The sequence below is a fragment of the Paenibacillus sp. FSL P2-0173 genome (assembly GCF_038008045.1).
Taxonomy (GTDB): Bacteria; Bacillota; Bacilli; order Paenibacillales; family Paenibacillaceae; genus Paenibacillus; species Paenibacillus polymyxa_B.
Window position 1 is genome coordinate 219,257 of the sequence record NZ_JBBOYK010000003.1, and the last position, 24,835, is coordinate 244,091.

General features: G+C 47.0%; 26 protein-coding genes. All 26 read right to left on the bottom strand.

Features of this window, described 5'->3' with window-relative positions:
- Window positions 1-91 precede the first annotated feature (91 nt).
- On the bottom strand, window positions 92-1,810 hold the full coding sequence (locus MKX30_RS17330) for a phospho-sugar mutase (RefSeq protein ID WP_053326263.1): 1,719 nt from the start codon (window positions 1,808-1,810) through the stop codon (window positions 92-94).
- A 98-nt stretch (window positions 1,811-1,908) separates the two neighbouring features.
- Entirely contained in the window at window positions 1,909-2,355 is a 447-nt protein-coding gene (fabZ, locus tag MKX30_RS17335; protein WP_013312312.1) for a 3-hydroxyacyl-ACP dehydratase FabZ, read from the bottom strand.
- Between the two features lie 901 nt (window positions 2,356-3,256).
- A complete protein-coding gene (locus tag MKX30_RS17340; protein ID WP_028542171.1) occupies window positions 3,257-3,469 on the bottom strand; it encodes a DNA-directed RNA polymerase subunit beta in 213 nt (70 codons plus the stop codon).
- A 10-nt stretch (window positions 3,470-3,479) separates the two neighbouring features.
- Entirely contained in the window at window positions 3,480-4,307 is an 828-nt protein-coding gene (locus tag MKX30_RS17345) for a flagellar hook-basal body protein (RefSeq protein WP_023990701.1), read from the bottom strand.
- A 13-nt stretch (window positions 4,308-4,320) separates the two neighbouring features.
- The gene (locus MKX30_RS17350) at window positions 4,321-5,205 is read right to left on the bottom strand and encodes a flagellar hook-basal body protein (RefSeq protein ID WP_023990702.1); all 885 of its coding nucleotides are present in this window, start codon (window positions 5,203-5,205) and stop codon (window positions 4,321-4,323) included.
- 121 nt (window positions 5,206-5,326) lie between these two features.
- Entirely contained in the window at window positions 5,327-6,325 is a 999-nt protein-coding gene (locus MKX30_RS17355) for a rod shape-determining protein (RefSeq protein WP_023990703.1), read from the bottom strand.
- A 171-nt stretch (window positions 6,326-6,496) separates the two neighbouring features.
- Window positions 6,497-6,784: a sporulation transcriptional regulator SpoIIID gene (gene spoIIID / locus MKX30_RS17360; RefSeq protein ID WP_007432737.1), complete on the bottom strand. Its 288-nt coding sequence runs from the start codon at window positions 6,782-6,784 to the stop codon at window positions 6,497-6,499.
- A gap of 201 nt (window positions 6,785-6,985) precedes the next feature.
- A complete protein-coding gene (locus MKX30_RS17365) occupies window positions 6,986-7,726 on the bottom strand; it encodes a M23 family metallopeptidase (protein ID WP_013312318.1) in 741 nt (246 codons plus the stop codon).
- 70 nt (window positions 7,727-7,796) lie between these two features.
- Window positions 7,797-9,236, bottom strand: a complete 1,440-nt coding sequence (spoIID, locus tag MKX30_RS17370) for a stage II sporulation protein D (RefSeq protein WP_053326264.1) — start codon at window positions 9,234-9,236, stop codon at window positions 7,797-7,799.
- A gap of 227 nt (window positions 9,237-9,463) precedes the next feature.
- Complete coding sequence (gene murA, locus MKX30_RS17375; RefSeq protein ID WP_028542175.1) at window positions 9,464-10,819, bottom strand: UDP-N-acetylglucosamine 1-carboxyvinyltransferase; 1,356 nt, start codon at window positions 10,817-10,819, stop codon at window positions 9,464-9,466.
- A 323-nt stretch (window positions 10,820-11,142) separates the two neighbouring features.
- Complete coding sequence (locus MKX30_RS17380) at window positions 11,143-11,394, bottom strand: DUF1146 family protein (RefSeq protein ID WP_013312321.1); 252 nt, start codon at window positions 11,392-11,394, stop codon at window positions 11,143-11,145.
- A gap of 346 nt (window positions 11,395-11,740) precedes the next feature.
- Complete coding sequence (locus tag MKX30_RS17385) at window positions 11,741-12,154, bottom strand: F0F1 ATP synthase subunit epsilon (protein ID WP_013312322.1); 414 nt, start codon at window positions 12,152-12,154, stop codon at window positions 11,741-11,743.
- Between the two features lie 69 nt (window positions 12,155-12,223).
- Window positions 12,224-13,624, bottom strand: coding sequence for a F0F1 ATP synthase subunit beta (gene atpD, locus MKX30_RS17390; protein ID WP_013312323.1), 1,401 nt, complete (start codon window positions 13,622-13,624; stop codon window positions 12,224-12,226).
- 121 nt (window positions 13,625-13,745) lie between these two features.
- Entirely contained in the window at window positions 13,746-14,612 is an 867-nt protein-coding gene (gene atpG / locus MKX30_RS17395) for an ATP synthase F1 subunit gamma (RefSeq protein WP_023990707.1), read from the bottom strand.
- Window positions 14,613-14,826: 214 nt separating this feature from the next.
- The gene (atpA, locus tag MKX30_RS17400; RefSeq protein ID WP_013312325.1) at window positions 14,827-16,341 is read right to left on the bottom strand and encodes a F0F1 ATP synthase subunit alpha; all 1,515 of its coding nucleotides are present in this window, start codon (window positions 16,339-16,341) and stop codon (window positions 14,827-14,829) included.
- 19 nt (window positions 16,342-16,360) lie between these two features.
- Window positions 16,361-16,906, bottom strand: coding sequence for a F0F1 ATP synthase subunit delta (locus MKX30_RS17405; protein WP_341063148.1), 546 nt, complete (start codon window positions 16,904-16,906; stop codon window positions 16,361-16,363).
- Window positions 16,903-17,391, bottom strand: a complete 489-nt coding sequence (gene atpF / locus MKX30_RS17410) for a F0F1 ATP synthase subunit B (protein ID WP_023990709.1) — start codon at window positions 17,389-17,391, stop codon at window positions 16,903-16,905. The genes MKX30_RS17405 and atpF overlap by 4 nt, the downstream gene beginning before the upstream one ends.
- Before the next feature lie 109 nt (window positions 17,392-17,500).
- Window positions 17,501-17,725, bottom strand: a complete 225-nt coding sequence (gene atpE, locus MKX30_RS17415) for a F0F1 ATP synthase subunit C (RefSeq protein WP_007432750.1) — start codon at window positions 17,723-17,725, stop codon at window positions 17,501-17,503.
- A 104-nt stretch (window positions 17,726-17,829) separates the two neighbouring features.
- Window positions 17,830-18,654, bottom strand: coding sequence for a F0F1 ATP synthase subunit A (gene atpB, locus MKX30_RS17420; RefSeq protein ID WP_028542178.1), 825 nt, complete (start codon window positions 18,652-18,654; stop codon window positions 17,830-17,832).
- A gap of 29 nt (window positions 18,655-18,683) precedes the next feature.
- Window positions 18,684-19,064, bottom strand: a complete 381-nt coding sequence (locus tag MKX30_RS17425) for an ATP synthase subunit I (protein WP_013312329.1) — start codon at window positions 19,062-19,064, stop codon at window positions 18,684-18,686.
- On the bottom strand, window positions 19,057-19,311 hold the full coding sequence (locus MKX30_RS17430) for an AtpZ/AtpI family protein (RefSeq protein WP_341063149.1): 255 nt from the start codon (window positions 19,309-19,311) through the stop codon (window positions 19,057-19,059). Before MKX30_RS17430 ends, MKX30_RS17425 begins: the two co-directional genes overlap by 8 nt.
- Window positions 19,312-19,482: 171 nt before the next feature.
- Window positions 19,483-20,652: a non-hydrolyzing UDP-N-acetylglucosamine 2-epimerase gene (wecB, locus tag MKX30_RS17435; protein WP_023990712.1), complete on the bottom strand. Its 1,170-nt coding sequence runs from the start codon at window positions 20,650-20,652 to the stop codon at window positions 19,483-19,485.
- Window positions 20,653-20,761: 109 nt separating this feature from the next.
- Window positions 20,762-21,391 (bottom strand): uracil phosphoribosyltransferase, encoded by a 630-nt coding sequence (gene upp, locus MKX30_RS17440; protein WP_013312332.1) that lies wholly within the window; start codon window positions 21,389-21,391, stop codon window positions 20,762-20,764.
- 356 nt (window positions 21,392-21,747) lie between these two features.
- On the bottom strand, window positions 21,748-23,013 hold the full coding sequence (locus tag MKX30_RS17445; RefSeq protein WP_023990713.1) for an ABC transporter substrate-binding protein: 1,266 nt from the start codon (window positions 23,011-23,013) through the stop codon (window positions 21,748-21,750).
- A 15-nt stretch (window positions 23,014-23,028) separates the two neighbouring features.
- Entirely contained in the window at window positions 23,029-23,865 is an 837-nt protein-coding gene (locus MKX30_RS17450) for a carbohydrate ABC transporter permease (protein WP_069080911.1), read from the bottom strand.
- Window positions 23,865-24,746, bottom strand: a complete 882-nt coding sequence (locus MKX30_RS17455; RefSeq protein ID WP_068938929.1) for a carbohydrate ABC transporter permease — start codon at window positions 24,744-24,746, stop codon at window positions 23,865-23,867. The genes MKX30_RS17450 and MKX30_RS17455 overlap by 1 nt, the downstream gene beginning before the upstream one ends.
- Between the last annotated feature and the right edge of the window lie 89 nt (window positions 24,747-24,835).

Genomic DNA, 24,835 nt, shown 5'->3' on the forward strand with positions numbered 1-24,835 from the left:
TCCACGGCGTACTGCCCTTTGCCGTGAGAGGTCACCGATTACTATATCTTATCCAATTACCTTAACCTATTCTATTATAAAGGGATTTTTCTCAAGCGTCTACGCGAGCCATAACAGCATCGACCAGGTGGCTGATTCTTTGCTCCGCGTCTGACAGCGAGGAACCGCGTACCGCGAAGTATACTTTGATTTTTGGCTCCGTTCCCGAAGGGCGCAGGCAAAACCACGAACCGTCCTCCAGTAAAAATTTGAGTACATTTTCCTGTGGAAGTCCGTCCAGACCTTGTGAGTAGTCCAGTACCTTGTCTACCTTCACGCCTGCAATCTCTTGAGGCGCGTTGCTACGCCAATCGGTCATTTTGCCCTGAATTTGTGCCACTCCATCCTTACCCTTAAGGGTACGAGACTCCAGCTTCTCAAGGAAGTAGCCAAACTGCTCATACAGCTCTTGTAAAACATCATAGAGCGTCTTACCTTGTGTGCTGTAATAAGCAGCAGCTTCAGCGATCAGCATAGCCGCCAAGACAGCATCCTTATCGCGAGCATAATTCCCTGCCAAATAACCATAGCTCTCTTCATAGCCAAACAGGTAGGTGTACTCGCCAGTTTCGTCAAACTGGTTCATTTTCTCGCCAATATACTTGAAGCCAGTTAGCGTATTAAACACAGTTGCTCCAAAATGTTCGGCAATGACTGCGCCCATTTCGCTGGTTACGATGGTTTTGATAACCGCCCCATTATTCGGAAGCTTGCCTGTTTCTTTCAGCTGATTCAACAAGTAGTAAACCATGATCGCGCCAGACTGATTACCGGACAATACCACATATTCGCCATCACGGTTTTTCACAACTGCACCCATACGGTCAGCATCAGGGTCTGTTCCGATCAACAGATCCGCACCAATTTTCTCACCCAGCGCGATTGCCAGTTTAAACGCATCACGTTCTTCCGGGTTTGGCGACTTGACAGTCGAAAATTCAGCATCTGGCAGCTCTTGCTCAGGCACTATATGCACCTGTTCAAAACCGATCTTCTTCAGCACACGACGAACCGGTTCATTTCCAGTACCATGGAGAGGTGTAAACACAACTTTGAAGTTTTTGCCTGGTCCGGCTGCAATCAGCTCATGGTTCACACTCACACTGGCTACCGTATCTACAAACGCTTCATCTTCCTCTTCTCCAAGCCAAACCAACAATCCCTGTGCCTCTGCTTCCTCACGTGTCAAACTGCGAATGTCGGCAAAAGAAGGAACCTCACGGATATAACTAATTACCTGTTCAGCCTGATCTGGAACAAGCTGACCCCCTTCATCGTTGTATACCTTGTATCCATTATACTCAGGAGGATTGTGACTCGCTGTCACAACGATCCCTCCACTGGCTCCCAAATGACGTACACTAAACGAAAGCTGTGGCGTTGGACGCAAGGAAGGGAACAACTTAGCCACGATACCATTGCCTGCCAGCACCAAAGCTGCATCCAGAGCAAATTCCGGTGAAAAATGACGCGAATCATGTGCAATGACAACCGAAGGTTTGCCTTCTTTACCAGCATGCTGTTCTAAAATATAGCGAGCCAGCCCTTGAGTCGCACGTCCAATGACGTAACGGTTCATCCGGTTACTTCCTGCCCCGATCACTCCACGCAGACCGCCTGTACCAAATTCCAGCTCTTTGTAAAAGCGATCCTCCAGTTCCTGCTCGTTGCCTTCCAATGCGCGCAACTCCTGTTTGGTCTCTTCATCAATATAAGGGTCTTGCAGCCAGCTCTCAATGCCTTCTAATGCTTTTTTACTCAACTGCGTCATACGGAATTTCCCCTCTCCATTTTTGGGTTGTCAAAACAGGATTTCTATGTACACATGCACTCAGTTCAGACGTCGTGCTTATGTCGGCAGAGCTTTATTTATTGGGGAGGGTCAGATAAAGCAAACATAATTTCGCCCTCAGCTACTACCGTATCGCCTACTTTAGCCGTAGCTTTCCCTTTGCCAAATGCGCCTTTGGAACGAGTGATTTCCACTTCAAGCGTAAGCGTATCCCCAGGAACCACCTGTCCACGGAAACGGAAACCATCCAACCCTGCCAAGAACCCGATTTTGCCACGATTGCTCTCTAGATGCAGTAATGCGACAGCCCCAACTTGAGCCAGTGCTTCGGTGATCAACACACCAGGCATAACGGGATACCCCGGAAAATGTCCAATGAAATGAGGCTCATTCATCGTTACATTTTTAATGCCCACTGCTCTTTTCCCTTCCTCCAACTCAATAATACGATCTACCAATAAAAATGGCGCTCGATGTGGGATAATCTCCTGAATTTGATTAACATCCAATTGCAATTTGTCCATTTACCTTAATAACTCCTCCCGCTTGCAGGTTTGACTCTGTATCAGTCATGAGTTACTGCAAGCATAATATTACCCCGCCTGCGCTGCATAAAAACAGCTCTTGGCGGCAACAATGTTAGATATCCTTCACCTACTGCAGAAGTGGAGGTTGAGATAAGGGGCTTTTTCCGCCGGTTATGCAACCTGAGGCGCGAAGAAGCCCTTTTGCCCGTGCTTGGTTTTACACCGCAGTGTTATAAACTTCCCCATCATTATACAGTTATCAGATACAAAAAGAAAATTACGCGGAAGTACCATATTGGGTGCTCCTATTATGGGGGTGAAGCGAAGTTTCATTTGAGTCAAGGGGGGAAAGGGCTACGGGGATGGATCATTCTTCCGATCGCTGTTAACCTCGGATTTTTTCATTGTATAAGAATTCAAAGGTAAAATCCGAGGTTAAAGGCGAACGCTATCGCTTCTTCAGAACGATTCCATCCCCTCCGCCGAGTTACTTTTGGCTCAAAAGGAAAGCCTCGCTTCAATAATACTCGCTTGCCGTGAAGGGCAGTGAAACAACCGAAGGCCTCTGCGATTGTGTCCAATGGCTGCAAGCTGCCCGTCACTGCGTTTGAAGGCTCCTGCCTGAAGGCATAACAAAACCCTGCGCCACTGGCACAGGGTTTTGTTATTCTATACTCCCCACACAAATTGCGGGGGGTTATTTTAATAAAAGTGGCCCTGATGGCGGGTAGCAGCGGAGCGAAGGATTTGAATCTGGAGAAGCGCGAGCGTTCGCCTTTGCAACGGGATTTTTACATCTGAATAATTTATAAAATAAGAAAATCCCGCTGCAACAGCGATCGTATGATCAAATCATTCGCGGAGCGACCTTTTCCCGCCCCCACTCATTTAAAGTAAACTAAGGCGCAAATATAAGATCAATCACATGCTGCCAGGTTTTCCATTCGAATACACCTGACAACCCTTGCTTACCTACAATTACATATCCTGCAATTAAGCCGCCTAACAGCGAGAACAGGAGCAGCAACGGAACTACGAAATAACGAGCAGTACGCCAGCGGGACTTCGTCTTTTCAGGCACCGGACGGGAATCAGATTGTTCTTCTTTCATCACCAAATCCTTAAGCCCTCAGATTGTTGGCCAGGTTCATCATCGTATCACTAGAAGTTAATGCCCGTGCCGCCATTTGATACATCCGCTGAACTTGCATCATATCCGTCATTTCGCCCGCTAAATCCACATTAGATTCCTCAAGATAACCGGAACGCACAGATACGTCCGCTGGAACAGCACCTGCCACACCTGCAGCTCCGAATACATTTGCCTCTGTTATACCATTCAACAACACGAACAGGTTATCATCCCGCTGTTCCAGTCCTTCTGGACGCTGTACATCCATTAGCTTGATTCTCTGACCAACTGTCGGAGCCCCAGTTCCATTAGCACGAATCAGCAATTCGCCATCCGAGTTAATAGCCACCTTGGAACCCGCTGGAGCAGTCACAGGAACATCATTGTTATCCAGCACGGAATAACCTTCAGCAGTGGTCAACATCATCGTCGCACTATCATTCGGATCAGGAACAAAATGAAAGCTACCGTCACGGGTCCAAGCTTTTTGCCCATTTCCCTGAACTTCAAACATGGCATTACCTTGAATCGCCAGATCGGTAGGAAGTCCCGTCTCCTTGAGCGGACCTTGCTCCATATTTTTCATGATTGCGGCCGTTTTAACTCCGTAGCCCAAATTATAGCCGAGCGGCATGGCCCGTCCATTTTGAAGATACGTTGAAGGCTGTTGCTGCACATTGGCCAATACATCTTCAAAGGAACCCTGTTTACTCTTATAACCCACTGTATTGATATTAGCAATATTATCGGCAATTAAATCCAAACGCTGCTGCACACTGGCCATAGATACCATTGCGCCAATCATGGAGTTGTTCATCACTTACCCCCTGTTATACACGGCCTACTTCATTAACGGCCTTGTCCAAGCTTTTATCATAAAATTGAATTACCTTCTGATTCGCCTCATACGCTCTTAACGCAGCCATCATATCCACCATGGACTGTGAAGCATCTACATTAGATACCTCCAGATAACCTTGACGAACGGATACAGCATCGTTAGCAGTCATCATTCTAGCTGTAGCACCGTCAGTATCATTCAGGCGAAAATTCCCATTGCCCTCACGAACGAGCTGGTACGGACGATCAATGACACTAATACCGAGCGTCGTCCCCAATGTCTGGTTGGACTGGCTATCTACCAATTCGCCCCGCTCATTTACTTTAAGCTCTGAGACAGCCCCCGTCAATTGAATCGGGTTTCCATTCGTATCCAGCACCGCTGAGCCAGTCGATGAAAGCAATGCTCCCGCTCCATTTACTTGAAAATGTCCATCACGTGTATAACGAACGTTACCATTACTGTCCCGCACCGTAAAAAACGCTTCTGGACGGTAGGTGACTTCACCGTTAGCATTGATGAATTTCCCTGCCTGATCAAAAGCCATAGGTTGACCAGTAGCTGGGTCGTTCACATTAATATTGGACTGTATCGCAAAATCCGTCGCTTGTCCACTGTCCTTTAATGCTCCCTGAATGTAAGGGGAGAGGCTTTCCTCAGCAAAAACGCCAGTATTGAGCTTGCCGACCGTACGGTCCGGGTTATCAGGGTTACCACCCGTCATGGAAATAAGCATTTCGGGGAAAGAACGCTGAACACTGTTCTCCTGTTTGTATCCCGTCGTATTCATATTAGCAATATTTTGCGTCACGGTGTCATGGCGTCGTTGTTGTGTCATCAATCCGGCGGCCGCAGTATATAAACCTCTCAACATGTATCGTGCACCCCAATCCTATACTCTGCTAAAATCACATGCTCGCGCGGAGGCACGAAAGCCAAAATGCTAGGCAACCTGTCTGACCGCACACGAGTCTCTTATAGTCACTATCGGCAGATTAGAACTTTTTCTTAACCACATGATCCAAATTATCCAGCATAATTCCTGTACCTTTAACAACACAATGCATCGGATCTTCGGCAACCAGTACTGGAACACGCAGTTCTTCAGCAAGCAGCTCGTCCAATCCGCTAAGCAAGGCACCGCCACCAGTCAAAATAACACCACGGTCAATAATATCAGCTGACAGTTCCGGTGGGGTCTGCTCCAATACAAACTTGGCCGCAGCAACAATCGCCGATACAGGATCTCTAAGCGCATCCTGCACTTCATCCGCAGAAATACTTAACGTTTTGGGCAATCCGGATACCATATCCCGTCCACGGATGTCCATCTCTGCACGACGTCCGCTCGGATGCACGGTTCCGATAGCAATCTTGATATCCTCAGCCGTACGTTCCCCGATCAGAAGCTTGTACTTCGTTTTTACATATTTCATGATGGCTGTATCAAATTTGTCCCCTGCCATTTTAATGGAAGAAGCCGTTACGACATCCCCCATAGAGAGGACTGCAACGTCAGTCGTTCCGCCACCAATATCCACTACCATGTTGCCGCTAGGCTCAAAAATATCCATTCCTGCTCCGATGGCAGCCGCTTTTGGCTCTTCCTCCAAAAATACTTCCTTGGCCCCGCTACGCTCCGCCGCTTCACGAATCGCTTTTTGCTCCACTGAGGTAATGTTCGTCGGCGCACAAATTAGAATACGAGGGTGGCTGTACCAGCTTTTTCCCCCTACCCGATTGATAAAATATTTTAACATCGCTTCTGTTACTTCAAAATCAGCGATGACACCATCACGTAATGGACGGATGGCTATGATATTACCAGGAGTACGTCCCACCATACGGCGCGCTTCCTCTCCGACAGCCAGAACTCTTTTTGTATCGCTTTCTATCGCGACAACGGAAGGTTCGTCAAGAACAACCCCCTTCCCTTTGACGTGGATAAGCACGTTGGCCGTACCGAGGTCGATACCGATATCATTACTGAACATATTAAAAAGGCCCCCAAAGTGATATTTTAAAAAGCTAAGATTCGACAAGAAGCGGCAAATATATGTATAAACCTACGGTTACATGTCATTTTTCGTCTTGTACCATCTTTTAACATATCATACTTCAGGGGGTTGATTCAATGGCTTTGCCAGCCAATTCACTATATATTTTTAGGACTTGCCAGAAACGAGAATCTCCCTTCGTTTGCCACTCGTTTTTTTGTACTTAATTTTCGTCGCTTCTCCTCCCCGCAGATGGCGGATGGATTTATGGTATTCGAGAATGTGCTTCACCTGATCGGCAAGATCCGGGTTGATTTCAGGCAGCCGTTCGGTCAGATCTTTATGCACCGTGCTCTTGGAGACACCAAATTCCTTGGCAATCGTACGGACCGTATTCCTTGTTTCCACGATACAGCGACCGATTTTGATGGTCCGTTCCTTGATGTAATCGTGCACGCTCCCGCCTCCCTACTGTGGATAGTTTGGTACATTATATGAGGAGCGTGCCTATATATTCGCGGTTTGGCGGGAAGACATGCTTCGGAAGGCCTATTTATTTGGAAAAAGCAGCTTATGTTTACCTTATGCACAAAAACTACACAAGAAAAAAGCGGGGAATATGGATTCCCCACTTTGCATGCAAAGCCATGACCAAATTTATTTTTTAGGAAGCAGACCAGCTGGATTTACAGGCTTGTCATCCTGATACACTTCAAAATGCAGATGTGTTTTCAAATCCTTTTCAAGCTCGTTACGACCCGCTGAAGCAATCACATCGTTTTGTTTCACTTGATCGCCTTCTTTTACTTTCAGATCACTCAAGCTTTGGTACACCGTTTTGAGATTATTATCATGCGTGATTTCTACGACACTACCTACCAGCGGATGTTGTTCCACACGAGATACTTTGCCACTCAGGGCGGCTCTCACTTCAAACGCCTGATCGTCGGCCCGGGAAAGATCAATCCCAGTGTTAGCGGTAAATGTTTTATCGTACTCTACCATAGCTGCCGCCTGCTCATCAGCAGTCGCGTTCTCATCAAAGAACGGCTTTACGACCTGTACTGCGCCAGCATCTGCTACTGGCCATGCGATATTTTCCGACTGGGCAACTACTTCCACGCTTTCTGGCTGTTGTCCGTTAACATCGGTGTTCACTGCACTTGTGCTTTGTACCGATGGACTAGCTGGGTCAGGTTTGAAAGACTTCTGGCTGGCATCCTGATAGACCCATACTAAGGTTAGTATAATGGCTGCTGCGGCAATGTAGGCTGCCGGGTATGCCCACCTTTTGGACAACAGCTTTTTCCACGAAGACGGCCGTGAAGCTCTTCCACCCTGAAAGGTTTTGGGTGTTTCTTCATGGTTTTGGTTCTGGTTTTTATTTTGTTCATTCATTTGCTCATCACCTCAGTAACCAGTGTTACCGGGTGCAACTCTTTTATACTTCAAAGTTTCGAAATATTTACTAACTTAGAATACGAGAGGCTTGCGCAAAAGAAATGCCAGTATAATAGTGAAGGAGAATTTGAGTGGCAGTATGACCTTCCTTGGCCATTCCATTGGCTCCCCACTGGCTCATACCAACACCATGACCATAACCATAGGTTGTTATAGCAATCCGGTCCCCTTCAGCCTTCCACGTAAACTCAGCCGAACGCAGCCCCAGTTTGTTACGGATTTCCGGCCCTGTAAAGATTGAACCACCAACCTCAATCTTCTTGATGCGATGTCCTTCTGTCTTAGAGAGTATACGAATCTCTGGCATTCTCCCTCCTCCAGTAGAAGCAGCTATCGCAGTACGACTCAACCCCAATCTATCGAACACACTCTGACGACTCAGTGTGACGGTTTCTGTATAACGTGGGGCCAACTGCTTGTCCCATGGACTTGACACACTTCGTAAATAGGGCACTGCCTTCGCCCATACATCCTCTGAATTTTCGGTGTAGCCATTGCTAGTAGAAAAAAAAGAGGCCGTAATGGGCTTGCCTTCATATACCATGATCGTATCCTTGGTGTCTCGTACGGCCTGCTGAATTTTAGCCAGCTCTGCGGATTTACCAGAGTGCCCCCATTCTCTAGTAAGTTTAGCTTTAGAGATATAAGCCTGATGTTTAACAGTATCCGTCACATCTGCTCCCGCCGGGGCACCGCTGGTGTCATCAGCCAGCAAACGCCGGGCAATGAAGGTACGCGCGGCAATGGCCTGCGCTTTCAGTGCCTCGCCCTCGAAGCTGGGCGGCATTTCGGCGGCTACTACGCCGACAATGTATTGCTCCAGCGGTAACGTCTCCGTGCGACCGGTAGACGTGACGTACACACGCACGTCCGGCTCTGCCGCCACCGGCCCGCTGCGCGTTGGAGCAGCGGGCACCGCCGGTATCGGCGGGACACCCGGCAGGCGCGTGACGGACGTCTCGCCCTTTGCCGTTACGCTAGGTGCAGCCGGTGCTGCCGTGCGACTGCTCGGTGGCACGGACTGCGCCGTCTGGCGAGGCCACGCCATTAGCGCGGGCACAGCCATGGCAAGCACCAGCACCCCTGCCATGGCGGCGAATGGCAGCCATGGGCGGCGGCTGCCCCAGCGCGGGGCACGCCCGGCGGAAGGACGCAGGTGCGGTAGCGGCACCTGCAGCGGGCTTGCAGCGCGTGTGTCATGGACCGCTGCTCCAGCAATAGGCAAAGCCGTATCAACAGAGTTCACAGCGGAAGGCACGACTGTTGTACGCCGATTGGGCTTGACGCCAATCGGCAATGTACCTCTTGTGTCCGGCTGCTGTTGCATAAGCTTATTTTTCTGTAACGAAGTAGCTATAGAGCCAGAGCGTTCCTCCGCAAGTGAAGCCTGGCGATGTTCCTTAGGATGATGAATGGGTATACGGATGCGAACCTGTGAATCTTTCATAGGCTGAAACCTCCATCAAAGGGCTAAGTGTCCGGCTGGAAGTACTGATATACTCCAGCAGATATTTTCAATCATATGAAGTCGTCCACTTTGATAGAACCGTTTTAAGAGAACTGAAAGAATGAAAAAAACTGGTTGCAAACAACAAAAAAACCAAGCCCTTTCGGACTTGGTTCCTTATTGTTCAAGAATATACTTATGCAACATGAAGCGACATACGTTAAAGCTTAGGCGAGGGAAGGCTGGATCTTCTTAAACAGATTTCCCGACGTCTCTTCCGGCATTACGCGCTCTGTACTGGGCGAATGATTCAGTTTGGACTCTTCCACGGTCACTCTGTAAATGTCCGCTCCCAATCCAGTCAGCTTCTCAGCCAAATGAACGTAACCGCGATCGATGTGATGTACGCCGGATACCTCCGTTGTACCTTCCGCAATGAGTCCGGTCAGAATTAACGCAGCACCTGCACGCAAATCTGTAGAGGTTACTTTCGCACCTGTCAGCTTAGCATTACCAGTTACAATGGCGGAACGACCTTCAACCTTAATTTCCGCATTCATGAGATGAAATTCATCCACATGCATGAAACGATTTTCAAACACGGTTTCCGTAATAATGCTCGTTCCTTCAGCGGCAAGTTGAAGTGCCATCATCTGAGACTGCATATCGGTAGGAAAACCAGGATAAGGCAATGTTTTAACATCAACGGCCTTTAACGGCTTATCTGCAATGACACGAATTCCGTTCTCATCAGGTTGAATGGTTACACCCATTTCTTCCATCTTGGAAATAACCGGTCCTAAATGATCGGATATTGCGCCTTCTACATATACGTTCCCGCCTGTGATCGCAGCAGCAACCATATAAGTACCTGCTTCTACCCGGTCGGGAATGACCGTATGTTTTACACCATGCAGCTTCTCAACGCCTTCAATACGAATAACGCCCGTGCCCGCACCGCGTACTTTGGCACCCATTCCATTCAGGAAATTTGCGAGATCAACAATCTCAGGTTCCTTAGCAGCATTCTCGATGGTAGTTACGCCCTCAGCAAGAGTAGCGGCCATCATAATATTCTCGGTTGCTCCTACGCTGGCTACATCCAAATAAACTTTAGCTCCACGCAGACGCCCGTTACTTTTAGCTTCAATAAAACCTTGGCCCAGGCTAATCTCCGCGCCCAATGCCTCAAAACCCTTCAAATGCTGATCAATTGGTCGCGTTCCGATTGCGCATCCGCCTGGAAGCGAGATCCTTGTACGTCCCAAACGTGTAAGCAGCGGCCCCATAACCAAGAATGATGCGCGCATTTTCCTAACCCACTCGTAAGGGGCTTCACAGGAAATTATCTTCCGCGCGTCAACACGAATGACCTCATCTTGGTATGTAACGCCTGCTCCTAAGGACTCCAGCACTTTGTTAATGGTCATCACATCGTCTAGAGGAGGTGCATCAATAATAACACTTTCTCCTTCTTCTCCTAGCAGAGAAGCGGCGATGATCGGCAGAACTGAGTTTTTGGCTCCGCTGACTTTGACACTCCCGGTCAATCTGTTGCCACCGCGGACGATAAATTTGCTCATCTATGGTTCCCTCCGCGCGTCATTTCCCTTTTCCATTCTGGAAAAAAAGAACATATTCCGCTATTTTCATGCCTTGCTTTTTCATTACATAAAAAAACAAGATTTTACTAATACCCTAACTGCCATCATACCACTGATTAAAACAAGTATACAAGCGTTTTTTGTACTTGACGACCATTGTACTCTAACTGATTCAGCCAGCTATACATGTATGGTTCTTTTGTTTACCATTGTTAACAATATGACGCGATGTTATTCGACAATTCCCGCAGAGACACAGTCATAAGGTCATATAACCCGCCCACTTCATGTTAAAACAAATTCTAGAGCATCTGACTCCAAGAAATGTAGCTCAACAGGAACCCAGAAACCAACTGTCCCAAAATTATAGCAAGAAACAAGTGTAGCAATCTGCCTTGCGGTCCTTTGGGTTGCCGGATTAACAAATCCAGCTTAAAACTCTGTAAAGCCCACCAAGCTAACGCTATACAGATGAGCGACACGATCATGGAGATCAGCGCGGTCATACTCGCCGATTGACTTAGCTGTTCAGCCAATTGCTGTTTCCCGTTCAACCATAATTCCTCCCATCTGCGTCACAGACTTCTTTATAATACTCGGCGAACGCCTAATATGCCAGTGCTATTTCTGTTTTTAGGACATTTATTTCGACAAAATGTGATTAATCACTTCTGTTTCGTGAATTTAAAAGGTACTAAATACCTAGCAGCCGGGCAAGAAATAGGACTGTACATTTGGTAATAACAGCTAAAAAAGGGCCCGATCACAGTGATCGAAGGAAGCAAGGTTCTCCCTCACCTTCTACCGGACATTCTTTGGCAGAAATTATGAAGTGGTCTCCTTGTCGTTCCATCCGTATACTATGCCGAACCCTTTTAAAATTCCACTTAAAATCCAATATTAATTCTTATTGGTTCTGATGCTTGTAGCATTTAAACGGTTAAGCGCCCGTTGCAGAGCTACTTCCGCCCGATGATGATCTATCTGTTCCTGCTTGCTCTGGAGCCGCAGTTCTGCCCGCTCCCTTGCCGCACGGGCACGCTCCACATCAATTTCTTCGGAACGTTCCGCACTCTCAGCCAAAATGACCACTTTATCCTTGCGGACTTCAAGAAAGCCCCCATTGACCGCGATCACTTCGGTTTGACCACCGATTTTAATGCGTATCGGTGCAATCTTCAAGGGAGTGACCAAGGGAAGGTGTCCAGGTAAAATCCCAAGATCGCCTTCCGAGCCGCGAACACTGATGCTGTTTACCTGTTCTGTATAAACCAGGCGCTCCGGCGTCACAATCTCTAGTAAATACGTGCTCACTTGAATCCCTCCTGGAAGCTGTCCGCAGACAGCTCACTTCGTAAGGCTCGGCTATTCTTTGCCTGTTGTTTACAACGTTTTAGCTTTTTCAACTGCTTCTTCGATGGCTCCTACAAAAAGGAAAGCCGCTTCTGGAAGATGGTCATACTTGCCTTCCAAAATTTCTTTGAAGCTTCGTACAGTTTCTTTAACCGGCACATATTTACCTGGGAAGCCGTTAAATGCTTCGGCAACGTGGAAAGGTTGAGAAAGGAAACGCTGGATTTTACGTGCACGTGCCACCAACATTTTATCTTCTTCACTCAGCTCGTCCATACCCAGGATGGCAATGATATCCTGAAGCTCATTGTAGCGGGCCAAAATTTGTTTTACCCCTTGTGCTACATTGTAATGCTCTTCACCCACAACATCTGGAGCCAAAATACGGGAGCTTGATGCGAGTGGATCAACCGCCGGGTAAATACCCATTTCGGAAATTTTACGTTCCAGATTCGTTGTAGCATCCAAATGGGCAAACGTTGTAGCAGGAGCCGGGTCAGTGTAGTCATCCGCAGGCACATAGATCGCCTGAATGGAAGTAACAGAACCTTTTTTAGTAGAAGTAATCCGTTCTTGCAATTGACCCATCTCAGTAGCCAGCGTAGGCTGGTAACCTACTGCTGAAGGCATACGTCCCAACAGGGCCGAAACCTCAGAACCTGCTTGAGTAAAGCGGAAAATGTTATCAATAAAGAGCAACACGTCACGGCCTTCTTGGTCACGGAAGTATTCCGCCATCGTCAGACCTGTGAGAGCTACACGCAAACGTGCACCCGGAGGCTCGTTCATTTGTCCGAACACCATCGCTGTTTTGTTGATAACGCCGGAATCTCTCATTTCATGGTACAAGTCATTTCCTTCACGTGTGCGTTCACCTACACCCGCAAATACAGAAATACCACCATGCTCCTGAGCGATATTGTTAATCAATTCTTGAATGGTTACGGTTTTACCTACACCAGCACCACCAAACAATCCGACTTTACCACCCTTAGCATAAGGAGCCAGCAAGTCGATAACTTTAATACCGGTTTCGAGCATCTCTGCTTGAGTTGTCAGCTCATCGAAAGAAGGAGCTTGACGGTGAATCGGATTTCTAGCCGTTTCACTCATATCAGCACCATTATCAATTGGCGTTCCAAGCACGTTAAATACGCGTCCAAGAGTAGCTTCGCCGACAGGTACTGAAATAGGTGCTCCCAGATCTATGGCTTCAGCCCCACGAACCAAACCATCTGTGGAAGACATGGCAATACAACGCACACGGTTGTCACCTAGATGTTTTGAAGCTTCGAGCGTCAGATCAATTTTGACTCCGCTCTCCAGCACAGTCCCAATATGAATGGCATTCAGGATTTCCGGAAGTTGTCCACGTTCGAACTCAACGTCGACAACCGGACCCATGATGCTCACTACGCGTCCTTTGTTCATCTTTTGGTTTCCCTCCTACAAGCTTGCACAGCCGCAAATCGGAACCACTCTGATTTGTTTTGCGCCCGCAATTTATCATAATAGTGTAGACCCTGCTATAAAACAGTCGCAACAAGCCTGATTAAGACTGAGCGCTTGCCCCTGCAACGATTTCCGTAATTTCCTGGGTAATAGCCGCTTGACGAGCACGGTTATAGGTCAAGGAAAGCTCACCAATTAACTTGGAAGCATTCTTCGTAGCAGATCCCATCGCCGTCATCTTCGCTCCCAGTTCACTAGCTTTACCATCCAGCAAAGCGCCGTAAATGAGCGTTTCCGCGTAACGCGGCAGCAATACTTCCAGCACTCCTTCTGGTGAAGGCTCATACTCATAGTTAATTGAGGATGAAGCTGTAGCTGAATCCGGTGTTGCCATTGGTAACAGACGGTCAACTGTTGGAATTTGAGTCAATGCGTTGACAAAGCGGTTATAGCATAGATAAAGCTCATCAAATTCTTTAAGTTCAAAGCCTTGTACAGCCTTGCTTGCAATTGTTTTGATATCTGCAAAAGCAGGTGTATCCGACAGATCTGTTACCGATTCAGCGATAGGAAATTCACGACGTCTGAAATAATCCCGTCCTTTTCGTCCAATGATGAAAATCACAAATTCATCCTGTGAACGGTGACGTTCAGAAATCGTCTGCGTAACCTGTCGTAAAATATTGGCGTTATAACCACCAGCCAGACCACGATCAGATGTAATGATGAGATAAGCAGTCTTTTTAACCGGACGCGTTTCCAGCATTGGATGCTTGATGTTATTCGCTCCAGAAGCAATACTACTCACAACTTCCTTAAGCTTTTCCGAGTAAGGACGAGCCGACTCCGCTTTCTCCTGAGCTTTTCTCAGCTTGGATGCAGCGACCATTTCCATCGCTTTCGTGATCTGCTTCGTACTCTGCACACTTTTAATCTGACGTTTAATCTCGCGCATACCTTTTGCCATGATTTCACCACCTTTAAGCTCCAGCAAAGCCAAAGCTAACTTCGTAAGCAATCCCTTAGCTTGGGCCAAGTCCAAGCACTTCGTAAGATTCAAATCCAGCCGGACATATGTTAAAGGGCCTGTTATTGAGGGTAAAACATGCCAAGGAAGCCAAAACCCGGAGGGCACGCTTCCTTAGTACATCTTTCATCATAAACAGGCAAATTCCAATGTATTAAACCGACGTGGCGAATGATTTTTTGAATTTCTCGATAGCCGCCTTCAAAGCCGCTTCGTTATCAGCAACCAGGTCTTTCGTGTCGCGGATAGATTGAAGCACGTCTTGATGGTCAGACACCATGAAAGACAGGAAGTCTTTTTCAAAACGTTTTACATCCGCTACAGGGATATCATCAAGGAAGCCTTTTACAGCAGTATACAAGCTCACTACTTGTTGCTCTACAGCAAGCGGTTGGTTAACACCTTGTTTCAAAATTTCCATCATGCGTGCGCCGCGATCCAGACGGGCTTTTGTGGATTTATCCAAGTCGGACCCGAATTGGGAGAACGCTTGAAGCTCACGATATTGAGCAAGATCCAGACGCAGGGAACCTGCTACCTTTTTCATCGCTTTAATCTGAGCTGAACCACCTACACGGGATACAGAAATACCTACGTTGATCGCCGGACGTTGCCCTGCATAGAACAAGTCAGCTTCCAAGAAGATCTGTCCATCCGTGATGGAAATAACGTTGGTTGGAATATATGCAGAAACGTCGGAAGCCTGTGTCTCGATGAACGGCAATGCGGTAAGTGATCCGCCGCCCAACTCATCATTTAGCTTCGCTGCACGTTCCAGCAAACGAGAGTGAAGATAGAAAACGTCACCCGGATATGCTTCACGACCCGGTGGACGACGCAGCAACAGGGACAGTTCCCGGTAAGCTGATGCTTGTTTAGTCAAGTCATCATAAACTACAAGGACATGCTCGCCTTTGTACATGAAATACTCACCCATGGCGCAGCCAGAGTAAGGAGCAATGTACAGCAATGGTGATGGTTCGGAAGCAGATGCCGTAACGACAATCGTGTATTCCAGCGCACCGTGACGACGCAATGTTTCAACAACTTGAGCTACCGTGGATTGTTTTTGACCAATAGCGACATAAATACATTTCATGCCGTTACCTTTTTGGTTCAAAATTGCATCAATTGCGATAGAAGTTTTACCTGTTTGACGGTCACCGATGATCAACTCACGTTGACCACGACCAATCGGAACCATCGCATCAATAGCTTTAATCCCCGTCTGCATAGGCTCATGTACCGATTTACGGGCCATAACGCCTGGAGCCTGACTTTCAACCGGACGGAATTCTGTTGTAGCAATCGGTCCTTTACCGTCTACTGGTTGTCCCAGTGGGTTAACTACACGTCCGATCAATGCTTCCCCTACAGGGACCTGCATGATTTGACCTGTACGTTTTACTTGACCGCCTTCACGAATGTCGGAGAATTGACCCAAAATAACAACACCGACATTGCTTTCTTCCACGTTGAGCGCCAAGCCCAATACGCCAGTGTCGAATTCAACCAATTCACCGGCCATAACTTTTTCCAGTCCGTAGACGCGGGCAATACCGTCGCCGACTTCAACAACAGTGCCGACTTCAACGACCTCGATATCATTTTTATATTGTTCAATCTGACTTTTAATCAATGAACTGATTTCCTCAGGTTTGATACTCAAGTGTGTTCACCCCTATCTTCTATACTCGTCTGTTAAAGGATTTCTCGAGACGATCCAGCTTGCCGGCCAGACTGCCGTCGTACAGTGTATCGCCGATAACCACTTTCAATCCGCCCAGTAGACTCGGGTCCACTATATTTTCCACACGGATTGTTTTATGTTCACGGGTTCCGAATTCCTCGGCTACCGCTGTTTTTTCCTGATCACTTAAAGCATAAGTCGAATACACCTTTGCATGAGCAATTCCCAGCTTGTATGCCTGAATATCGAGGTATCCGGCAAGGAGAGATTCGAACAAATCTGCTCTACTACGCTGAATCAACAGCTTGATCGTGTTAATTAGCGAGGCAGAAAGCTTGCCTTCAAAACTGTTAGCCAGAACTTGAAGCTTGACCGCTTCCGTAATGTTAGGAGAATTAATGAATTTACGGATTTCAGCATCCCCCGATACAGCCTCTACAAAAGCACGTAGCTCCTGCTCGGTTTCCATAATGGTCTGTTCCTGCTCTGCCACTTCAAACAAAGCTTTCGCATACCGTTTGGCTACTACCGTATCCCGGCTCATGCTTTGCCTCCTACCTCTTTAAGGTATTGGTCGACAAGCTCTCCCTGGACTTGGTCTTCCTTGATTTCCTTTTGAATCAGTTTGGAAGCAATTTGTACCGAAGCTTTACCCACTTCGCTGCGCAGTTCGGCAACCGCCTTATTACGCTCGCTTGTGATTTCACGAACAGCTTCGTCTTTCAGGCGGACAGCTTCGTCTTTAGCCTGAACAATAATTTGCTCCGCTTGTTTGTTACCTGTTTGTTTTGACTGCTCGATAATGTCGTACGCTTCCTTACGTGCCTGCTGGAGAGCCTGCTTTTGCTCCTCAACATAAGCAGCAGCCTGTTCACGCGTCTGTGCCGCTTCATTCATTTGCTGTAATACAAGCTGACGCCGCTTCTCCATAACGGAAAAGAGAGGGCCGAATGCATAACGCGTCAGTAACCAGTACAAGATCAAAAATGCAATGATTGTGAAAACGATACTTGTCCAATTTAAACTCAATTGAAGTCACTCCTTTCCGGTGAACGTCGGTTCTGGATCTTTCATGTTCAAACGAACAAAGAAGGCGCGGATGGCTGTGCCTTCCCCGCCAAACCTTGCTTCCATTCAATTAAGCACCTGCGTAGAAAATGAATGCCAGAACGACCCCGATGATTGGCAGGGCTTCGACCAGACCTACACCGATAAACATTACCGTTTGCAACGTTGCTTTTGCTTCAGGCTGACGAGCGATACCTTCAACTGTTTTACTTACGATCAGACCGTTACCAATACCTGCGCCCAAAGCGCCCAAACCTACTGCGATTGCAGCTGCGATATATGCCCAAACTCCCATTTTAAAAATCCTCCTTAGTGATGTGTATTTATATTGTACATGTATTTGCAGTTAAGAGCGAAGCGTACTCCTGAACTTAACTAAAAACCGGAAAACGAGCTTGTCTAATGCTCTTCTTCATGCGTGTCAATGGACTGCGAAATGTATACAAACGTCAGAATCGTGAAGACGAACGCTTGAATACTGCCGACAAAGATACTAAATCCTTGCCAAACAACGAGTCCCAATACGGAAGCAATCCAGCCTCCTACACCAAGTGCTGTCAATTTCAGCAGAACACTGATCAAAACTTCGCCGGCAAAAATATTACCGAATAGACGCATACCATGTGTCAACAGTTTTGAGAACTGCTCAATCAAGTTAATTGGCAAAAAGAATGGAAATGGCTGAACGTAATGCTTGAAGTAAGCTTTGGTATTGCGGAAGATTCCCAGGAAATGAACCAGGACAAAGATCATTAAAGCGAGTCCAATAGATACCCCTGCATCTGCAGTAGGTGATTTCCACCAGCTGATGCCTACATGGGCAGCTTCGCCTGGGTGAGACGCCTGTGCTTGTTCTAATGCTTCTTTGACTGGAATGATTTCATGTCCAAATACTTGGGCACTTTGCGCATTATCGAATTCGGTCACAATCCCGAACGGTAAGCCCAGCATATTCCCCACGAAAATGAACATGATCAGCGTCATCCCCAAGGAGAGGAATGGCTTCCCTTTTTTCAAATCCATCGTGCTGGTAATCAGTCCTTGAACGAATTCTACGACCCATTCCATAAAATTTTGCAGCTTGCTTGGATTGTCCACAGACAAATTGCGCGTTGCAGCAAATGCCAGTCCAAATACAATCGCACAAGTCACAATAAGCATAATAATGACGGACAAGTCAATGTTAAACCCGCCCAATTGGATAATCGGTGATTCATGCAACATGTTTTCTCACCCCTTTCTCAGTTGAGCCATCATTTTTCCTGAAGCGCGAATATGATGCCTATAATTAACAGAAGAAATTGCCCAGTCACCAGGCTTGCCATTACAGCGATCTCATGGAAATAGGCCGGAAATTCTATCGCCAGCACCACTGCCAAAATCGAGGTCCCTAATCGAACGCCAAAGCCAATACCAAACACTCTCTTCTTTCTTTCACCGGCGGCCGCACTCGCAACCTGTCGAATTTTGTAGGCCATATACAGCACATTTAGACAGCTTACTCCCGTTCCCAGAATGATTCCGTGAGCAATGTCACGATGTTGGGGCATGAAGGCGGAGACCAGGAAACACAGAGCCATAATACCAAGCGCTACGATCCATAACATTTTTTGCATACGGGTCATCTCATTCATGGTTATCCCTCAGTACCTTTCCGATCACAAGGGCAATACTTATTGCGCCTACAACCAAGCCTGCGAGAACGCTTACGCCAATCCAAATTCCGGAGCCACCAAGTTTGGCATCAAGCCATTTTCCTGCATAGAAACCACCCAGTGTGCATATCGCCAAATCAATGCCGATCGCGCTCACCAGTCCTATAGCCTTAAAGGCATTTCCGGTGTTATTTCGGTTGTTGTTTTGCTTGGAAGGTTTGACCACTTTTCCATGTCACCCCTGCAATTCCAGTCCATTTTACTTAAATATAAGATACTTTGTCAATTGAGATATTTTAGTGCCCTAAAGTATAAAATCAAACGACAAAGCATCTTAAATTGCTGTATCCCTTGGTAACCGTACAGTTTAACTGTATGCTTGCCTTGTAAAGAATAATTATATCGGACGAACACCTTTTGTGAACATTGTGTGAAATTCTTCAGGACGTTCGGATTGAACACCATAATGGTGCAAAATCGCATTGACAATTCTTACTGATGCTTGGCCATCGCCGTAAGGATTCGCTGCTTGGCTCATAGATTCGTACAACGCGGAATCTGTCAAAAGTGCCTTGGTCCGATTGTACACGTTCTCTTCACTCGTACCCACCAGCTCCAAGGTGCCCGCTTCAATTCCTTCCGGTCTTTCAGTCGTATCACGCAGCACCAGAACAGGTACTCCGAACGAAGGCGCTTCTTCCTGAAGCCCACCGGAATCCGTAAGGATCAGATGTGTATGTGGGTAAAAATTGTGCAGATCCACAACATCCAGCGGATCAATCAGCTTAATACGCGGATGGTTGCCTAAAATCTCAAATGCAGGTTCCTTCACAGCCGGACTCGGATGAACCGGGTAAACAATAGCGATATCCTCAAACTCATCCGCAATTCGCTTAACCGCATTAAAAATCTGACGATGCGGTTCCCCTTGGGATTCCCGGCGATGTGCTGTCATAAGAATCAGGCGTTTGCCCTGAGCCCAGTCCAGTACGGGGTGCTCGTAATCCTGGCGAACCGTATACTGAAATACGTCAGTTACTGTATTGCCTGTAACATATATTCGCGATTCAGGCTTATTTTCCTTCCGCAAATTTCCAGCCGATAAAGAAGTAGGCGAGAAATGCAGATCAGACAGCACGCCTGTGAGCTGACGGTTCATTTCTTCAGGATATGGAGAAAGCTTGTTCCACGTCCGCAAGCCTGCTTCCACATGCCCTACTTCAATCTGCTGCATAAAGGCTGCATAGCTGGCGAGGAAAGTGGTCAGCGTATCGCCGTGAACCAACACGATATCGGGCTTGGCCTCACGCAATACAGGTTCCAGACCTTGAAGTACCCGCATGGAGATTTCATTAAGTGTCTGGCGATCCTTCATTACGTCCAGATCATAGTCAGGGTGAATATTGAAAACTTCCAGAACCTGATCAAGCATCTGGCGATGTTGAGCCGTAACGCATACCACGGACTCGATATGCTCCGGGTGACGCTGAAGCTCCAAAATAAGAGGAGCCATCTTAATCGCTTCCGGACGCACACCAAAAATTGTCATCACTTTGATTTTGGACATTTTCTGTTGAACCCCTTTTCATAATAAATGTCCGCTTCACAGATCTTCCTTATTCAGAAAAACGACCTGTCATAACGTCCATAGATTTTGCCGAACCGCCAAAGGCAGTCTACTTGGTTCCGTACAAGCGGTCTCCCGCGTCACCAAGACCTGGAATGATGTATCCATGATCATCCAGACGCTCGTCCAATGCAGCGACGTAGATGTCTACATCAGGATGCGCATCCTGCACAGCTTTGACTCCTTCAGGAGCAGCAATCAGATTCATCATTTTAATTTGAGTGCAACCTCTCTTTTTCAACACATCAATCGCCGCAATTGCCGAGCCCCCCGTTGCAAGCATCGGATCAATCACGATCAATTCACGCTCAGTTACATCTGTAGGCAGCTTCGTATAGTATTCTACGGGTTGCAGCGTCTCAGGATCGCGGAACAGTCCCACATGGCCTACCTTTGCTGCAGGCAGCAGCTTTACTACGCCATCCAGCATACCCAAGCCTGCACGCAGAATCGGAATAAGACCCAGCATACGTCCTGAAATCACTTTACCTTCTGTCTCAGCAACCGGTGTCTGCACCGTAATGCTTTCCAGCGGGATATCCCGTGTAATTTCATAAGCCATCAATGTTGCTACTTCATCCACCAGCTCGCGGAAATCCTTGGTGTTTGTCCGCACATCGCGGATAAATGTAAGTTTGTGTTGGATCAAAGGGTGATCGCAAACCACCAGTTTCGCCATAATATATTCCCTCCGGTATTATCGTCACGTTCTTTCGCGCCAGCATATCGAACTATCCTGAGTCGAAAGGATCTATGTAACCTATTTGTACAAACCAAATAAGCACAGATGCAATGCGTGCCTGTAAATCCTGTTTATTATAACATTCCCTTGATTGATTTAACACCTGCCACCGCAACCTTTTGTCAAGGGAAAGATATGACATGTAAAATACTTATTAAGACCACTTCACGTGTGACTTTCGTCACATAAAAACACATCAAAAAGGCCCTGACGGCACTTGACCGTCAAAGCCTGTGGACTTTAAGCTTCCTGCCCGACCTATCCCCTTTGCATCCTCATGCAGCGCTATTCTTTTATCTATACTTCAAATTGTCCCATGCTCCCTGAAATTGCTGAAGCATTTCATCCTTCGTGATAACCCCTGCAATATAGGCTTGCATACTACTGCTTAAATCCTGATTCAGCCCCTTCGGGAAGCGTTGGAAGTTCCAGCTCCATATCTTGCCTTCCCTCACGTGCCGAGATATTTCTGCACCTAGATCGCCTGTCGTCTCGTCACTGGACGTGATACTTTTGAAGGCGGGAACAAACTTAAATTCCTTGGTGATATAATGCTTGCCTGTTTCTGATGTGACCAACCAATTGAGGAATTCTTTTGCCTCCTGCTTCACAGGCGAATTTTTGTTGACCACCCAGTTCGAGGCTACTCCGACAGCGAGTCTACCTCCTGTGGAGGGATCATTGTCTATAGGCGCAGGCAGAATACCCAAATTCAAGTTAGGATTAATTCCATCCATTTGCGGTTGCGTCCAGTTCCCCTGGTGCATCATAGCAGCCTTACCTGTCGAAAACAGTGTCACTTGTGTATTGTAATCCGTCGTGAGCGGATTGCGGTTTCCATATTTTATAGTCAGGTCAAGCAACTTCACCCACTGATCGAACACGGGGTTACCGGGGATGCGAGCCGTTCCTTTGTTTAAATCCGCAACATAACTTTCCGGGTTCGGCTGTCTGGCAAACGGGATATTGATAAAATGGTTCCCCAGAACCCACCATTCCGCATACCCGTTAGCAAAAGGTATAATCCCTGCCGCTTTCAGTCGCTTGGCTGCTTCTTCCAGTTCATCTATCGTCTGAGGCAGTTTGGTTATGCCCGCTTTTTTGAACAAATCCTTGTTATAAACAAAGCCAAATCCTTCTAGATTCATAGGCTGTCCATAAATCTTACCGTTAACCGTCATCGGCTTACGAGCAAAATCGTCCAGGTCCTTCACCCATGGCTGATCCGACAAATCCTCCAAGTACTCCAGCCACGTATCGCGGTCCTGGTAGCCCTCATTTGTAAAAATGTCCGGCTGATCGCCTGATGCGAATTTAGCCTTCAACGAAGCACCATAGTCCGTACCACCACCGACAGATTGGATATCCAGCTTGATGCCAGGGTGGGTCTTTTCATATTCAGCCTTCAGCTTGTTTAACGGTTCCGAAATTTCTACTTTGAATTGATAAATGTGTATCGTTTTCGTCTCACTCTGTTGAGCCTTCGTATTTCCACAACCTGCAAGTGTACATGCGAGCAGCACCATCAAGGAGATGACAAGTAACGCTGTTTTTTTCATCGGTTATCCCTCCCATCAGCCTTTGACCGCACCGGCTGCAATGCCAGAAACGATGTATTTTTGCATCACCAGAAAAAACACAACAACTGGCGCGATCCCCAATACCAGTGCTGGCAGCGCCAAGTCCCATTGCTTGGTGTACTGACCAAACAACATATAGGTTGCAATCGGAATGGTGCGCAGCTCAGGATCATTCAAAATGAGTGAAGGCAACAGATAGTCATTCCAGATCCATAAGGTGTTCAAAATAAGTACGGTTACGAACATAGGCAGCAGCAGTGGACAAACGATGCGAAAGAACACCCCGTACCGGGATGAACCGTCCACCCTTGCCGCCTGCTCGATCTCAATAGGTACCGTTTTAATAAAGCCATGAAAAAGAAAAACGGACAAAGGCGCTCCAAAACCCAGATAACATAAGATCAGTCCCGGTATACTGTTGTTCAAGCTCAATACGTTGGACACTTCCATAAGCGGCAACATAATTGATTGAAAAGGGACTACCATCGCAGCCACAAGCAAACCGAATAGGCAACGATTAAAAAGAGTGTCATGCCGAACCATCTGGTAAGCGGCCATTGAGCTGATTAGCAGCAAAAGCGCATTACTGACGATCGTGACAATCAGTGAATTCCCCAGTGCTGTGGGAAAGTTTATTTTATTCCAGGCGTTAGCATAGTTTTCAAAACGGAAGGTTGTCGGCCACGAAGCGGAATGGGCCAAAATGTCGCCAAAGGATTTAACGGAGTTTACGAGCAAAAAATAGAACGGAACCAGAAAGATTAACCCGATCACAATAAGCAATAATTCAGCAGCCCATGTGCCCAAACGATAGTTTGACGTTTTTCCCATTACATTTCGACCTCCTTTTTCTTCGTGAGACGCACCTGAATGCTGGTAATGATCGCAACGACCACAAAGAAAATCATAGCTTTGGCAGTCCCTAATCCAAGTCGATTATTTGTAAACGCTTCATTATATATGTCCAACGCTACAGACTCTGTCGACTTGAAAGGTCCCCCCTTCGTGAGAGCCAAATTCAACTCAAATACTTTAAAGGACCAGGATATCGCCAGGAACAAGCAGACGGTCACCGCTGGCATAATAAGTGGTACTACGATATGACGCAAAATCTGTCTTCGGCTTGCACCGTCGATTTGGGCCGATTCAATAAGGGCATGCGGGACATTATTTAACGAGGATATGTAAATAACCATGAGATAACCTGCATATTGCCATACAAACACAATGACAGTCCCCCAAAAAGCAGTTGGCCCATCACCCAGCCACGGCAGTTTAAAAAAGGAAAGCCCTGTCGCCTCTCCTACCGCAGAAAAGCCTCGTACAAAAATAAATTGCCAGATAAAACCGAGCAGCAAGCCGCCAATCATATTGGGCATAAAAAATACAGTTCGCAGTGCATTACGGGTACGCAGCGGTTTGGTAAGTGCATAGGCTAGGAAAAAGCCAATCAGGTTTGTCAGAATGACACCACATACGGTAAACCGGACCGTAAACCAGAACGCATTACGGAAATCTGGATCATCCCTAAAAATATGAACGTAATTCCCTAGTCCGAGCCATCGGATATTTTCAGATACTCCATCCCAGTTCGTCATGGAATAATACAGCCCCAGCAGGAACGGAATGACCATAATCAAGACGAAAAACAACGCCATCGGTCCCACAAATACGAGTTGCTGCAATAATTGCGCGGATTTTCTTTGACTCAATGCAATCACTCCTTTGTCGTAGATCATGAAGGAAAGCGCGCATAAACCCTTACTGTAATCGCTTATTACCCAAAAATGTATGTTTCGAG